At 44.6% G+C, this 14,493-nt stretch carries 12 protein-coding genes; 1 reads left to right on the forward strand and 11 read right to left on the reverse strand.

Annotated elements, in window-relative coordinates; genetic code table 11:
• Positions 1-12: 12 nt before the first annotated feature.
• The 10 genes from RT269_RS10305 to RT269_RS10350 all read right to left on the reverse strand — a co-directional run bounded on the left by RT269_RS10305 (position 13) and on the right by RT269_RS10350 (position 12,694).
• The gene (locus RT269_RS10305; RefSeq protein WP_313182386.1) at positions 13-4,728 is read right to left on the reverse strand and encodes an Ig-like domain-containing protein; all 4,716 of its coding nucleotides are present in this window, start codon (positions 4,726-4,728) and stop codon (positions 13-15) included.
• A 400-nt stretch (positions 4,729-5,128) separates the two neighbouring features.
• Positions 5,129-6,136, reverse strand: coding sequence for a 3-dehydro-L-gulonate 2-dehydrogenase (gene yiaK, locus RT269_RS10310; protein WP_313182388.1), 1,008 nt, complete (start codon positions 6,134-6,136; stop codon positions 5,129-5,131).
• Positions 6,137-6,459: 323 nt separating this feature from the next.
• Positions 6,460-7,449, reverse strand: coding sequence for a LacI family DNA-binding transcriptional regulator (locus RT269_RS10315; protein WP_313182389.1), 990 nt, complete (start codon positions 7,447-7,449; stop codon positions 6,460-6,462).
• 225 nt (positions 7,450-7,674) lie between these two features.
• Positions 7,675-8,148: a GNAT family N-acetyltransferase gene (locus RT269_RS10320; protein ID WP_313182391.1), complete on the reverse strand. Its 474-nt coding sequence runs from the start codon at positions 8,146-8,148 to the stop codon at positions 7,675-7,677.
• Positions 8,149-8,193: 45 nt separating this feature from the next.
• Positions 8,194-9,063: a shikimate dehydrogenase gene (locus RT269_RS10325; RefSeq protein WP_313182393.1), complete on the reverse strand. Its 870-nt coding sequence runs from the start codon at positions 9,061-9,063 to the stop codon at positions 8,194-8,196.
• Positions 9,064-9,194: 131 nt separating this feature from the next.
• Complete coding sequence (locus tag RT269_RS10330) at positions 9,195-9,908, reverse strand: DUF554 domain-containing protein (RefSeq protein WP_331664131.1); 714 nt, start codon at positions 9,906-9,908, stop codon at positions 9,195-9,197.
• A gap of 93 nt (positions 9,909-10,001) precedes the next feature.
• Complete coding sequence (locus tag RT269_RS10335) at positions 10,002-10,688, reverse strand: MgtC/SapB family protein (protein ID WP_313182395.1); 687 nt, start codon at positions 10,686-10,688, stop codon at positions 10,002-10,004.
• 14 nt (positions 10,689-10,702) lie between these two features.
• A complete protein-coding gene (locus tag RT269_RS10340; protein ID WP_313182397.1) occupies positions 10,703-11,026 on the reverse strand; it encodes an RNHCP domain-containing protein in 324 nt (107 codons plus the stop codon).
• Positions 11,027-11,181: 155 nt separating this feature from the next.
• The gene (locus RT269_RS10345) at positions 11,182-11,961 is read right to left on the reverse strand and encodes a hypothetical protein (protein WP_313182398.1); all 780 of its coding nucleotides are present in this window, start codon (positions 11,959-11,961) and stop codon (positions 11,182-11,184) included.
• Between the two features lie 214 nt (positions 11,962-12,175).
• Positions 12,176-12,694 carry a DUF1456 family protein gene (locus RT269_RS10350; RefSeq protein ID WP_313182400.1) on the reverse strand — a complete coding sequence of 173 codons (519 nt, stop codon included), beginning with the start codon at positions 12,692-12,694 and terminating at the stop codon, positions 12,176-12,178.
• A gap of 150 nt (positions 12,695-12,844) precedes the next feature.
• Between RT269_RS10350 and RT269_RS10355 the strand changes: the two genes are divergently transcribed.
• Entirely contained in the window at positions 12,845-13,807 is a 963-nt protein-coding gene (locus RT269_RS10355; RefSeq protein WP_313182402.1) for an aromatic acid exporter family protein, read from the forward strand.
• Positions 13,808-13,914: 107 nt separating this feature from the next.
• Here the strand turns inward: RT269_RS10355 and RT269_RS10360 are convergent, their stop codons facing one another.
• Positions 13,915-14,484, reverse strand: coding sequence for an N-acetylmuramoyl-L-alanine amidase family protein (locus tag RT269_RS10360; RefSeq protein ID WP_313182403.1), 570 nt, complete (start codon positions 14,482-14,484; stop codon positions 13,915-13,917).
• Positions 14,485-14,493: the final 9 nt, after the last annotated feature.

The following is a 14,493-nucleotide window of genomic DNA, read 5'->3' on the forward strand; positions in this document are numbered from 1 at the left end:
TAAGTTAAATTATCACTGGACCCAGGCTCCGTTATCATCCACCCGATATCCGTTAGCCGTTGTGGTATTGGTACAAAGGGCTCCCATTGGCCTGCTTCCGCTTTCTCCAGTCTGATGTCCCCATTTGCCGTCTTCTGTTTTATGCCAGCCGGATTCTCCCTGGGTAACAGGGTTAAAGTAATACCAGATTCCATTGATAAGAACCCAGCCGGTTCTCATGGCGCCGGACTCATCAAGGTAATACCAGTACCCGTCTGATTCATCTTTGACCCAGCCCGACTCCATGGAGCCCTCCTGGCTTAGCCTATACCATATGCCCTGATCCACGATCCAGCCGGTCTGCATCATGCCGTCTTTATCGAACCGGTACCATTGCCCATTGATTTTTGCCCATTCGTTTAAAGCATAGGTTTTGTCAGCCTTTAAAAATCTCCATGCCGTTCCATTGACCTTCTGCCATTGTCCACTTATACCGGCCCCCGTTTTTGGCGAGGATGTGCCTCCTCCTGAGCTGCCGGAGCCGCCTCCCTGGGAAGTCTCCTTTATCACCGTTATCTGGAAAACGTCTGTGAACACTTTAATGGCATGATTGACCGCTGTACGATAAGTGATGATCACATCCTTTACCCCTGGCAACGAAGTGTTTACATCTGATATCTCATAGCCATTAATGACTTTTAATGAGCCATCGCTGTACACGGCAGCCACCTTTAAGCCGAAATGGCTGATCCGCTCTCCCGCTTTATATTTTGTCTGGTCCGGTAATGCGACAATTTTTATCCCTGTGACAATCCTGGTTTCCGTTCCCGAATTCCCGCTAAACTCCAGGCCATCAACAGCCTCTTTCAAATTGTCGTATGCCTGGTCTACCCGGTCCTGATCGCCCTTTGTAAGAGTCTTATCCTTTAAAACAGACTTAGCTTCTGAAAGAGCATCCTTTAATGTCTCATAGGACTCCTCGGTATAATCCTTCTTGTTCTTGGATTCCGCTATGAGCACCAGATCCCGGAGGGCAGAAGTATCAGGTTTTAAATTCTCTTCTGAATCCAGATTCCAGATTGCCTCCATCAAATTGACATAAGCCTTATGTACTTCTGATTCGGTTGCCTTTGCATTAATCAGTACGGAGGCGGCCTGGCTGAATGCCTTTATAAAACGGTTTTTAGCCACATCGGTCAGCTTATCCAATGCGCCTTGATTGACTAGATCCGCCGCTTCGGTATAGAGAACAAGGAGTGCATTCTTGTCTTCCGGTTCAATGATGTTCACGGTTACCGCGGCAAACTTCTGATTTGGATTTTCAATAGTCTCATGGCCGGTAAGATCCAGATATCCGATGCAGGTATAGGAAAATACTTTTTCCGGGTCATACGCATTATCCGGGAACCAGTATGCAATGGGTACTTCCGCTTCCTGCCCATTATCCAACAGTGCTGCCGCTGTCCCCGGAAGTCCCAGTTCCTCCCATGGCGTTCCAACCAGCTGGATGACCGGAGCAATATCCCTGACCGAGACGACTTTATGCATCGCTTCCATGACATAAACCGTACACCTTATGGGAAGCTTTACCCCGCTTGCCTTCCCATACACCACAAAGTTCCCCTCGCTCTGGTAATTTGCGGAATCAATGCTGTTCCATTCTACGGTCACCTTCCTTTGTTCTCCGCTTGAGTAACTGACTGATACTGTCTCCGGCAGAACCGGGCTCTTCCCTGCCGGTGTTGATACGGATACAGCATCCACATCCGTTTCGTAAACATTGCTTAATACCATGGTGGGAGCCATCTTTCCGCTTGCCTCTTTGGAAGCGAAATCAATGCCGCCGTTATCACCGTTTGCATACTCGCCAAAATAATCGGTTGTCATAAGGAAGGAAAACTTTGTCTGTCCTTTTTTCGAATAGGCTTTCTTTACCCAATCGGTCACATCCAGTTCCACAATATTATCATGGGCATCCCGGATATCGGCATACACAATTTTTTGATCTTTGATCACCAGGTGATCAGAAGAAGCATTGGGAGAGTTGTTCCACGTCACCGTTCCTTCATTCCAAACGTCATCCACCTCATAAACCTTGAGATAAAAATGATTGTTAATGGTTTTATAATCCGCCTCCGAAACCGGTCTTGTCATCTGCAGCTTTATGGTAATGCTGGCGGCGGATCTCAGGATCTGCTCTTCATCACTTAAATCAAAGCCGATCAGCCCATTTCTTGTATAGGAAGGCGAGTTATTGGCTGTTTTGACCTTAATGACATTGGGGTCGGAGCTTCCGTAAGCCTTATTTCCGTCGCTTTGCTGGGTATAGGCATCCTTAAAAGCCACCTTTTCCTTTACGCTTGTTCCATCTCCCAGTTCACCGATGACCGTTACCTTTGCCCTGCATCTTTCCTTCAGACCGGAAACGGTCCCTTCTACCGTGATCTCACCTTCGCGGGAATACTGATCCAGGGTTAGCGTTTCCCATGTCACCCCAAGCTCCAGAGTCAAACCGCCTGTAAATTCTGCTGTAACCTTATCAGGGAGTACCGGGTAGATTCCTGCAAACGTCCATACTTCAACCGGCTCAAAGCGTTCCGGTGCATCTGCCACAATGATAGAAGCCACAACCTGATTGGATAATCCCGGAAGGATTCCGGCAAGTTCGATCACTCCCGCCTGCATGCAGTCCTCCTTTGTCAGTTCATCCCATTTAACCGGATAATCATAGGATTCCCCATCCAGAACGATCTTTAAGGCTGCCGGCAGTTTCGGCACAACTCCGGGAGTCGTTATAATATGAACCTCTTCCACTTCTTCTGCCAGCTCATCCTCACTGGAATATTCCAAAGCGCCTATATCCACACGTCCGGCAATGGTATTGCCCATAATATCTTCGGTAGGCATGCCTTCGAGCCTCTGACCGGCGCGGATACAAGGAGATCCATCCGTCAGCTGATACGGCTCTGCCAGCATCTGGATCCTGTCTTTGGTAAAATCGGAATCCATAAGGTCTTCCAGCTCCTCCAAAGGAAACTTAAATTCGGAATAATCCTTTCCCGCCTTATAATCGATCAGCATGGGATCCTTAAATATATTTCCTTTGGCTTCCAGGCTCTCCTTATTCAAAACAGGACCGGCACTGGTGTTTGCAATGGTATCCGGATAAAAACAGTTGTTTTCTATCACGCTGTCATTATGGATGGTGGATCCCTGGGCTAAAACTGCAAAGTCAATGGTTGCTCCATCCTTGGCCAGAACGATATTGTTTTTGAAATCCACAAAACATGTTCTTTTGCTCATTCCGCCAAACAGTGAGGTTTTTTTATCTTCTCCAAAGACAACGATGGTATTGTTATATATCTTGCCTACGCCGGGTCCTGCAGAAGTTGTATTGTCATAATGGAAGGTCTGCTGCTGCATCCTGTTTCCCCCGGGATAAGTGCCTGTACCGTCATTAATGCTTATGTTATAACGGAATATGGTATTTTTCTGGCTTGACATAAACAGCATGACACCGCCTCCGCAGTCATGGCTTAAATTGTATTGGAAAATATTGTCCACATTCATCATATCGGAGTCAAAGGCCTCGCCGTCATCGTACCCGTACCGGTTGCCGTAAACTTCATTGTACTGTACGGTAACATCATCTGCAAACATGGTCCAGCACTGGGCATAGTTTACTGCACCCCGGTCAAAGCCGCAGGAAGAATTCACCATATTTCCCTCGATCAGTCCACCTTTTGTTTCCGTCAGAACGATGCCGTCGCCTACGACATTTTCCAGATAATTATTGCGAATGGTTACATTGGAATAGTTTTTAAGGAATTCGTTTTTCCCCCAGCCGGAACCGGATATATCCGTATTGCATTTATTCCGGATTCCTTCAATCGCCACATTCTTTACATAATTCCCCTCAATCATCACATCTTCAAAAGCTGCCCGCCCCATGGCTTTGGCGGTCAGATTGCCGCTGTCATCAATGGTGACCCTGTTTCCGTCTTTGTCCAGGTAATGGCCCATAACAATAATGCCGCCGGAAGTTTTTCCGCCTTTGAAGCTGGAGTTGACATCGTGTACATAACAATTCTTTACGGTAATGTGTTTGTATATCTTTTTCTGATTGGAAGAATAGATCAGGATCCCGGCTCGTTCACTGGTACCGCTGTCCATGGCTTCCCCCATCTTATCCGTATTTTCCAGATTCGTCACTTCCAGGTTGTAAATTTCCCAGTACTCTTCATTGTAAATCGTCACCGCGCCGGTAATGGAAGGTCCGGAGGTACCATTGCCGTTAATCAAAGGGCGGCGGCCTTCTCCGTATGTATCAATGATGATGGGCGCTCCCTCTCTGCCGCTGCCTTTTGGATTCAGCGCCTGATTCCAGATGCAGTCTGCTTTTAACAGTATCTTGTCACCAGGTAGAAAGGTTTTGGAATTGACTCTGTCAAAGGTCTTCCACGCAGTCTCTTCTGTTTTTCCGTCTCCACTGTCATTGCCGTTTTTGGCATCCACGTAATACACAGTTCCCTCTTCCTGCAGTTCCTGTGTTTTCTGTGCATTGGATGCAGTGGCATAGCTGGCATTGGAACTTGTCGCCTTGTGTTCATCCAAGTCTTCATAGCTGTCCGGCGGCATATCCAGGACATCAGCAAATCCGATCATGTTCACGGGCAAGATACCGATCATCATCACTGCTGCCATCATGCCAGCCGCTTTTCTTTTGAAAAGCCTGCTGCTTTTAAGCATAAGAAAAGATCCCCCTTACTTTTTTTTACGCCCATATCCGTTCCTTCTGAACCCATAAGCACATTCTATCAAACAGCGGAATTATGGCGTTTCGTTATATAAAAAGTATAGCATTTATGGACCGGCGTAAAAATAAATCATCTTAAGGTTTTTGGCAATATCTTCATTTTTCAGTTTTTATTTCTTACAGAATTTTACGATTTTTATATTTTCATCATCTTTTCTTATTTGATATTTCTTAGGTTCGTTTTACCATTCAATGTCTGAATTGAATGGCCGATAATATTATAGCACAAACAAATAATAAGCAATACCCCTCGCAAAAAAGGTCCAGAGAACCGCAGACGATTCTCTGAACCTTTTTTATACCTCTTCTTTTTCTCATGCTGTGAACGATTCCTTATTTCTCCAGGGAGTTTAAAGTTTCCCACACTTCCTCTATCACCGGGATGCCGTTCTTTAAATTGTCTTCTCTTGTCTTTAATTCCAGCTCACCCGGATAGAATACTTCCCCGCCTTCTGCAGCGGGTATAGAGGACTTAATGTCCTTTAAGATCTCATCCACGATGGAATCTGTCTCTTCCACGGAATTGAACTTACCCGGATCAATCGCGATCATCACCTGGGACAGACCTACTTCATCCCCAAAGGTACCGATCTTTCTCACGGAGTTTCCATTGGTGAGTACCGTTGCAATCAGGTCAAGAGCAACGGAGATCCCGCTTCCCTTCCAGTAGCCCATAGGAAGGACTCTCCATGTTTTTTCAATCTCCGCCGGATCTGTAGTGATATCTCCATTTGTATCATAGCCGCCTGGAACCGGAAGTTTCTGTCCCTTCAGCCTTGCCTCTTCGATCTTTCCATAGGAGAACTGGGATACTGCACAGTCAATGACAGCATGATTACCATTGCTTCTGGGAACTGCCATGATGATGGGGTTATTTCCGATCTTTCTGTCCTTGCCGCCCCATGCAGGCATGTTGGGCATGGTGTTGGACCAGCAGATTCCGATACAGCCTGCATCAGCCGCCTGCCATCCATAGCTTCCGCCGCGCATCCAGTGGTTGTTGTTACCCAGGGCCACAACACCTGCGCCATGCTCTTTTGCCAGTTCACATGCCCGGTCCATAGCAAGCTTTGCGTTCAAAGGGCCAAATCCCCGATGCCCATTCCAGCGTTCTATGGTCCCCATGGAAGATTCACAGGTGGCAATGGCTGCCGGATTGATTTCTCCCTTATCCAGGTAGCTGACCACTCTTGGAAAACGGTTTATGCCGTGGGAGTAAACTCCATCCAGGCTGTTTTTGGCAAATACAGTAGCTGCCCCTTCTGCATGTTCTGCCGAAAACCCTCTGCTCTCTAAAATCCTCTGAAATTTCTTTAATAAGTCCTCATACTGCACTCTCATATCTTTGTCCTCCTTTTCGCTCCCGTGCGCCGGGTCTCTTATTATCATCTTATCCACACCAAGAAAGCGCTTTCGTATGAATAATTATAACAACATTCGCTCATATGTCAATATAAACCTGGTTATCCTTCTTTATATTAGTATTTTATATATATTTTGGCGGTTTCTTATCGTAAAATAGTTCTATGTATTCGATTTTTGTAAAAGCGTTTTCTTGACATATCAAAAAAGCGGCGCTTATCTTCTAATACTCTCAGAAAATAAGCCGCCGCATAACAAAAGCATTTTTTCTTTCTGCTTGTCCAGTTTAAACACTTCCCTTGTCATGTGGTTCCCCGCGCAATCAGTTCCGGCTGGATTGCCAGGTTGGAAGCTGACGTCTTACCTTCCAGAACCTCCTGCAGAAGCTGGGCACATAGCCCTCCCAGTAATTCCGGTTTATTGTCGACGGTCGTAAGTTCCGGCTCGCAGATCAGGGAGTCCGGTGAATTGTTGTATCCTGTGACCACCACCTGATCCGGAATGGAAAAGCCTTGTTTTTTTAAGCCTTTCATCAGGCCAATGGCAGTAATGTCTTCTCCGCACACCACACCGGTAAAACTGATACCAGAGGAACACAAGGTCTCCGCCGCCTTTAATCCGCCTTCCAGGCCGTGTTTGCTGGGTATCACCCGTTTTTCCGCCTCAAGGATGTCATGAAGCTTCATAGCTTCCAAAAATCCCTGACGTTTTGCCCACCCGCTGTCGGTTTCCAAGTCATAAACGTAAACCAGCTCCCGGTGTCCCTTGTCATACAGATAGTCCACCGCAGCCCTGATCCCCTTAGTGTCATCCACCAGAACAGAATAAAAATCAGGGAGGTTCACCTTGCCGTTTGCCACTACCACCGGGATGTTCTTTATTTTGGAAGTGATGTCAGGATAGTTGATCAGCTCATTGAAAATGGAACCAATGAGCACGATCCCATCAACCTGCTTTTCTGACAGGATTTCCATGTATTTATCACATTCTTCTATAGAGCCTCCTGTGTTACACACCGTCACATTATATCCTCTGTTGCTGAACTCCTGCTCAATCACATAAATCATCCGGGCATAATGGGTCACTCTTACATCCACGGTCAGGATGGCAATGCTTTTCATGGTCTTTGAAACCAGTCCCCTAGCAATGGCGCTGGGTTTATAATCGTATTTCTTCAGCACCTCTTCCACACGCTTGCGTATCTCCGGATTCACATTTCCCTTATTGTTTAAAACACGGGAAACGGTGGATATGGAAGTTTTTGCTTCTGCCGCAATATCATAAATATTCATCAGTCTTCACCCTTGAAAGCCCTTTCCTAAGCTTATCTTATCTGATTTTTCCAGGTTTGTCACGAATTTTAATTATTTTCCCACAGGAATTTAAAAGGCTAAGCCCTGAGGTCGTTACTGCTGCCCCGGACTTAGCCTGCGTTTTTTATAATTAATAACGAACAATCAACCATTTAAACCGTTTGATTGATGATTACTCCATTTTTACCCACATGGAATCAACAGCTATGTACATTTTAATGTAATTTTATAAAGGGGCCCTTCCTCTCCATATCCGTCACGGATAAAGCCATTGTTCATCAGCACCTTTTGAGATATATCGTTGTCCGGCTCTGTCTGTGCAGTGATGCAATGGACATCCTTTTGCTCAAATGCCCATTTTACCAAACCATTTACAGCCTCCGTCCCATAGCCGTTTCTCCGGTATTCCTCATCAATCCCATATCCGATTTCAACAGTTCCTTCTGCATCAGGTGCTCCTTTGAAGCCAATTCCGCCTATGGTCAATCCGGATGCCAAATTGATGTTCCAATTCGCGCCCCATTCTTCCTGACCAGGCAGCCGACTCATGGTTTCCATCATATCCCCGTATGCCTTTTTCATGTCCCCATCCAGCTCTTTTTCATAAAGTGCGGCGAGTTCTGCCATGCTTTGAGGCATCATACAAAGTCTTTTTGTTGTTACAACGATCCTTTTCATGCGCTCATCACTTTCTCATTCAGATCCACATAACCGGGAAACTCATTAACTAAAAAACAGTTCCTTCACTTCCTGTACAGGCATCTCCTGCCCGGTATAGAGTTTAAAAGCCTCAGCCCCCTGCCATACAAGCATTCCCTGTCCGTCAATGCATGTGCAGCCGGCAGCCTTTGCCTCTCTTAACATCTTCGTTTCCTTTGGATTATATACCGCATCAACCACGACTAAGCCAGGGCGGAACATGGTCACATCCTTTACAACGCTCTCCTGGTCCATTGGCTTCATCCCAACAATGGTGGCATTCGCCAAAATATCACTGGACGCGATCTCTTCTCTCATCTTTTCATTATCCGCAATATCAAATACATTTACAACGCATTCCGGCTTTTCCTGCCTGATCTTTTCTGCGGTTTGAAGGGTTCTTTCAAAGAATGCATCCTTTATGTTAAAAACAGAAATTTCCCTGGCTCCCTCTAAGGCGCACTGCACCTGGATTGCGGCTGCCGCTCCGCCTCCGCCGCAGACAATGATCTTCTTGCCAGCGATTTCTACTCCGTGATCCCGGAGATTGTCTACAAAGCCCTGACCATCTGTAATATGTCCGATCAGTCTTCCATCTTCATTTACTATAGTATTGACTGCGCCTATGATACGGGCGGCTGGCGATAACTCATCCATGTATTTCACAGCTTCATTTTTACAGGGCATGGTCACGTTGCAGCCCCTCATGCGGAATGTTTTTATGGCGTCAATTGCCTTCTCTACCTCATCTACCTTGATATCAAAAGCAAGATATGCATAATCCAGCCCCAGCTTCTCAAAACAGTAATTATACATAGCCGGTGAACCGGAATGCCCTACCGGCGAGCCAATCAAACCTAACAAACCTGTTTTTCCCGAAATTCTTTTTTCCATCGTTTTTTCTCCTTCTCACTCTATTGCCCATCTTTACCAGGTGTAAAGGTATGTCTGTATTAACGATAAGATACACTTATTTCACCGGCTTGTCAACAATTTCCTTTCGGCAGACTTAAAGCCGTTTTCAATCATAGAATGGCTTTTATTAAAAACCATAAGACAGGCACAAACAATGAAGGAAGCATATTTAGCGCCTTACAGTCCTTGATTTTTAATATGGAAAGACCGGAGCTAAAGATTAAAAAACCGCCTACAAGTGAAATCTCGGTCAATAATTCAGGAGTTAAAAAAACAGACAGGCGGCCGGAAAAAAGATAAATGCTTCCCTGCCACAAAAACAGAACCACAGCGGACAATGCAATCCCGATCCCATAGGTGGAAGCCAGAACCATGGATGTAACAAAGTCCAAAGTTGCATTTGTAAAAAGATAAGTATTGTTTCCATGAAGAGCGCTCTCCATGGGACCTAAAATCGAAAGCGTTCCGATACAAAACAGCAATATGGCCGTAGACAGCCCCTGACCCAAATCTCCTTTTGAGAAGCGGGCTACCACCTTATCAAATCTCTCCATCAGATTTAGCCTGGCGCCAAGGAGGCTGCCTGCTGCAAGGCTGATGATAAACAGCACAGGAAAGCTGCTTTTTGGCATATTCTGTACGACTGCATGAATGCCCAGTCCGCAGGCGGAAAGTCCCATGGCATTATATAATGCATCCTGATATTTCTCTTCGATCCCCTTTTTCACACAAGTACCGATTAAACTGCCGGTCAGAATCGCAGCTGTATTTACAATAGTCCCTATCACGGTCATTCTTCCTCTCTGTAATAACAAGTCTTCCATAGATTTCATGTTTTTCCTATGAAAAACAGTATAACAGATTCCTTCCATTTTGCAAGATATTGTATCCGTCCAGTTCTACGATTCTTTGCCCGCTTATGCCACCTCTCTCACATAAAGAATACCAGGCAATTGCCTGATCTCTTCTATAATCTTTAAATGGTTTACCTTATGGCGGAAATTGACATCAAAGGTCAGGGTGCCGAATTCCCCGTTTAGGGTCTTTATTTTGCCTGCTTCCATATCAAAAATTTCGTACTGGGATTGTTCTGTATACAGAGATAGATTCTGCATGGAAAATTCTTCGTTGTATTCCAGATATATTTCCATGGTTTTTGCATGTGTTTTTATGTAAAGGTCAATCTTTTTTAAATACATCAGGGAAAAAATAATAAAAATACTTCCCAGAATGGCTCCGCCGTAAAAACCGATTCCAACCGCCAGCCCAACTGCTGCGGCCGCCCAGATGCCTGCTGCTGTTGTCAAGCCCCTGATCTCGTTTTTAGAGGTGGTGATAATGGTTCCGGCTCCTAAAAAGCCAATTCCGCTCACCACCTGGGATGCCATTCGGGTAGGATCCACATTGGTATAGATTGTTGCAATATATTGATTGGTAATCATAATAAGGGCTGAGCCGCATCCCACCAGAAGGTAAGTCATAAAACCTGCCGGTCGGTTTCTTAAGCCCCTTTCCATTCCGATCGCCCCGCATAAAATAATGGACAGAAAAAGCCGGAATGCAATGGAGGCTATATTTACCTGTGATAACATATAATGAATCAATCACCTCTCCCGCTCTATGTAATCAGATACATAAGTTCCTGAATTAATTCTCTATTATCTGGCTGGCAATTACCTTCACAAATGACATTGTGCCTGTATGTCCCGCACCTGGTACACCGGTGGACCAATTGAAATCCCTTTTTCGAATGATAACGGATCCCTGTCGGCTCCATAAGCCCCTTGCAGCTGTTTTTTCTGTCACCAGGGACTTCACCATCTACATGGAGAGAAAACAGGCAAAAGGGGCAATGGTTTCTGTAGCTGCCGTTTGGTATCGGCAGTACCTCTCTTTTACAATTTTGACAGACGAATGCTGTATTCAATTTTCTTTTCTTCACAAAAAACCGCCTCCATAAAAAAAACGGAGGCGGTATCTCATGATCCTATGACAATGAGCCGCATATTAAAACATATGCAGCCTCCGTTTTTCATATTCTCTTCTTCTGTTCCGCTCATATTCCATACGCATCACTCCTATTCTTTCCCCAACTCTCTACTGATCCAAAGGCTTTAACCTGTTTATCAGACAGAAGTACTGGTAAAATTCTTCTGCATCTTTCCGACGCTCCGCATCAGTCAGACCATTTTTCATATCAAAAAGAATCTTTTGCATGATCATATTGGAAAAATATTTAAGTTCCACATTTCCCCATTTCGTAATCTCCGCTCCATCGGAAAAATAATCCCAGTAGAACAAAGTTTCTTTATCATTTAGCTGAATCCTGTATTTTTCGTGACTTTGAATCATCCCATCTCTGCAAGCAGAGCTTTCAAAATTATCCTGCAGCATAAAGGCCCCTATGATGCGCCGCCTCTTTTCTGCCACTCCCTTGGGACATTCCGTAAGGAGACAGGCTGAATTCAGCTTAAGCCTTACCGGAAGCTTGGGCTTTCCTTTGGAGGCTCCGCTCTGATAGGAACCAGCATAGACTGACCACGTAGAAAAAACACATTCCTTGCTATTTTCTACAAATCCAAAGGACGCCTGAGAATCGGGACGGATCTTTAAGTTTTGTATTTCCTCCATACGTTCCTGCTCACTGATCTCCTCTGCCCGCCTGCTTTCTTCTTCCTCCATGATATGCTTCAGCATAATGTTCATTTCTGTTTGCACTTTTTTATCCTTGAGTGTAAGAAATTTGTTAAAGGAATTTGGATACAAAAACTTTTTTTCACCCTGAGGGAACAGTATGGTGATGTATTTCTCCTTAAGCTCCATGACCTTCCCTTCACCGAACTTCATGTGGCTGACTTCCATTCCTTCCAACTGCATAATATTCCTCCTTTCAAAAAAAAGAAGGGCTTTTCATATCCATGCCATTGGCACAATACTAAAAGCCCTTCTTAAAAAGACGGTTCTTTACATGTCAATTATAAGATTGTTCATGAAACATCAAATCTTCTTCAACGCTCGGATTTAACGTCTGATTACATTATAACACAAAAAAAAGGAATTAGCAAGGCCCCTCTCCACCATCTTCTTCCGGCTATCTGTATCTGATTGCAAGGCCCTTTAAGAAATTTCTCACATACCGGTCCTGGCATTCCTTATAATTGCGCTGCCCTTCCCTTCGCAAAAGTGCACTTAATTCACCATTGGACAGATTGATTCCAACAGACTTAAAAATATCAAGCATGTCATCACCGGTGAGGGACAGAGCAATTTTAATTTTCTTAAGCAGGACGTTATTGACTGATCGGTGATCCTTCACCATGAACAGCGGTTTTTCCGGCTCTCCCGGCTTTGACTCCTGCTTTCCCCGTTTAAAAATAATATAACCGTTTAAAAAGGACTCCAGCGTAAAATCATTGCAGATGTCCCTGTTTTTATCAGCAATTGCCTTTTGCTCTCCGGAATCACTTAAATCGGCTTGAGGCTTTGCCAGAAGCCTTCGGACCCCTTCCTTTGTAATCGTGATTCCGCCCAGTTTGAATATTTCAATTATATCAGAATCCTTAATATCCATTGCATACCGCAATCTTATTAATATATCGTTGTTATCCACACGGTTCCTCCTTAGGAAATACATTTATACATGAAAACTGCAATATAGGAATTATACTAATTTGTGAAGGAAATAGCAATCTTTCTGATGGGATGTTTTTAAAAATATGGTATACTGGTAATACAAACTGCTTTTTAAGAGGTAACACACATGGATAAGGAAACGATCATTAAAAGCATTAAAATTGCAGCCGCCGCTGTGCTGGCAATTACCATTGCGGCTGAGCTTGGCTTAAAATATTCTGCTACGGCCGGCATCATCACGGTGCTCAGCATCCAGAATACCAAGAGAGAAACCATTAAAAGCGCCAGAAACCGGACGCTGGCCTTTGTGTGCGCGTTAATACTTGCTGCCGCTTCCTTCCGACTTTTGGGCTTCACTCTTTTTGCATTTGCCTGGTACCTTTTATTATTCGCCCTGCTTTGCCTGTATGCGGACTGGGGGGAAGCAATTGCCATGGATTCTGTCCTCATCACTCATTTTCTGTCCGAGCGGTCCATGTCTGCGCCTCTCATAGGAAATGAGATTGCCCTGTTCCTGATCGGCACTACGGTTGGGGTCCTGGTCAATATGCATCTTCGGAAAAAGGAAAAAGCATTTCAGAAGCTGGCAAATGATGTGGATTCACAGATAAAGGGGATCCTAAGCCGCATGTCCCACTGGCTGATGGAGGAAGATAAAAGCGGATATAACCCGGATTGTCTGATACAGCTTAAGGAAAGCCTGGACCTGGCAAGAACATGCGCGCTTAATAATTACAACAATGCCCTTTGGAAAAAGGACTCTTATGAAATTGATTATATCCAGATGCGCCAGCAGCAAAGCATGGTGCTTCAGGAAATCTATGAAAATATCAAAAGCATCACCTGCCTGCCCAGACAGGCAAAGCAGGTGGCGCTGCTTTTTGAAGGAATTGAACAAGGGTATCACAGAGAAAATACGGCAGAAGGTCTTTTAAAGAATTTAGACCTTTTATTTCAGGAATTAAAAAATCATGAGCTTCCTTCTAACCGGGAGGAATTTGAGGCCAGGGCGATCCTGTTTTATATTTTAAAGCAGACAAAAGAACTGTTGATGATAAAGAGGGAATTCATTCTGGCCCACCATAGATAGGACCGCTTGCTGCCTTATACGGAAAAATGCCCTCCTTGCAGCAAATAGACGGATTCCTCATCCAATTACCACAAAGGGAGCATATCGCAGCAGCCTGTTTGAAAACATTATGCAAAACCAAAATATCTCATAAGGCCTAAGAAAATGCCATAAGCAAATCCATACTGATCATCTCGCAGCTTATTGGCATCCGACAAATTGCTTAAATAGCCTAATTCAACAAGGTTTGACGGCATGTTTGTGTTTCTTAATACATACAGAGACGGATTTTCCCTGATTCCGTTGTTTGCCGTTCCGGCCACCTGGTTTATCCCTTCCATAACATGTTCTGCCAGCCACTGGGACTGGGTATAAAATTGATAAATATATACTTCCGTACCATTAATTGCTGGATTGGGATTCACATTACAATGTATGCTGATAAAATAGTCGGCCGGCCATTCATTTGCCATCGCTACTCTTTGCGCCAAACTGGTAGTATTATTGGTTCCTAATACGGTATTGGGTTCCGGCCTTGATACGCGCGCCTCAAACCTTGGGTCACTGTTCAGCAAATTTTGCAGATAAATTCCAACCTGAAAATTGATTTCAGACTCGCTTAAACCATTGGCCTCCGCCCCACTGTTAAAAAATCCGCTAGGATTATGACCTTGATCAATAAATATTTTAATAGCCATATTAGCATT

The organism is Lacrimispora sp. (assembly GCF_032078915.1).
Classification (GTDB): Bacteria; Bacillota; Clostridia; order Lachnospirales; family Lachnospiraceae; genus Lacrimispora.

Excerpts from the sequence above, each read along its gene's own strand:
- RT269_RS10305 (WP_313182386.1), bottom strand. The coding sequence starts at position 4,728 with ATGCTTAAAAGCAGCAGGCTTTTCAAAAGAAAAGCGGCTGGCATGATG.
- yiaK (WP_313182388.1), bottom strand. The coding sequence starts at position 6,136 with ATGAGAGTGCAGTATGAGGACTTATTAAAGAAATTTCAGAGGATTTTA.
- RT269_RS10315 (WP_313182389.1), bottom strand. The coding sequence starts at position 7,449 with ATGAATATTTATGATATTGCGGCAGAAGCAAAAACTTCCATATCCACC.
- RT269_RS10320 (WP_313182391.1), bottom strand. The coding sequence starts at position 8,148 with ATGAAAAGGATCGTTGTAACAACAAAAAGACTTTGTATGATGCCTCAA.
- RT269_RS10325 (WP_313182393.1), bottom strand. The coding sequence starts at position 9,063 with ATGGAAAAAAGAATTTCGGGAAAAACAGGTTTGTTAGGTTTGATTGGC.
- RT269_RS10330 (WP_331664131.1), bottom strand. The coding sequence starts at position 9,908 with ATGGAAGACTTGTTATTACAGAGAGGAAGAATGACCGTGATAGGGACT.
- RT269_RS10345 (WP_313182398.1), bottom strand. The coding sequence starts at position 11,961 with ATGCAGTTGGAAGGAATGGAAGTCAGCCACATGAAGTTCGGTGAAGGG.
- RT269_RS10355 (WP_313182402.1), top strand. The coding sequence starts at position 12,845 with ATGGATAAGGAAACGATCATTAAAAGCATTAAAATTGCAGCCGCCGCT.
- RT269_RS10360 (WP_313182403.1), bottom strand. The coding sequence starts at position 14,484 with ATGGCTATTAAAATATTTATTGATCAAGGTCATAATCCTAGCGGATTT.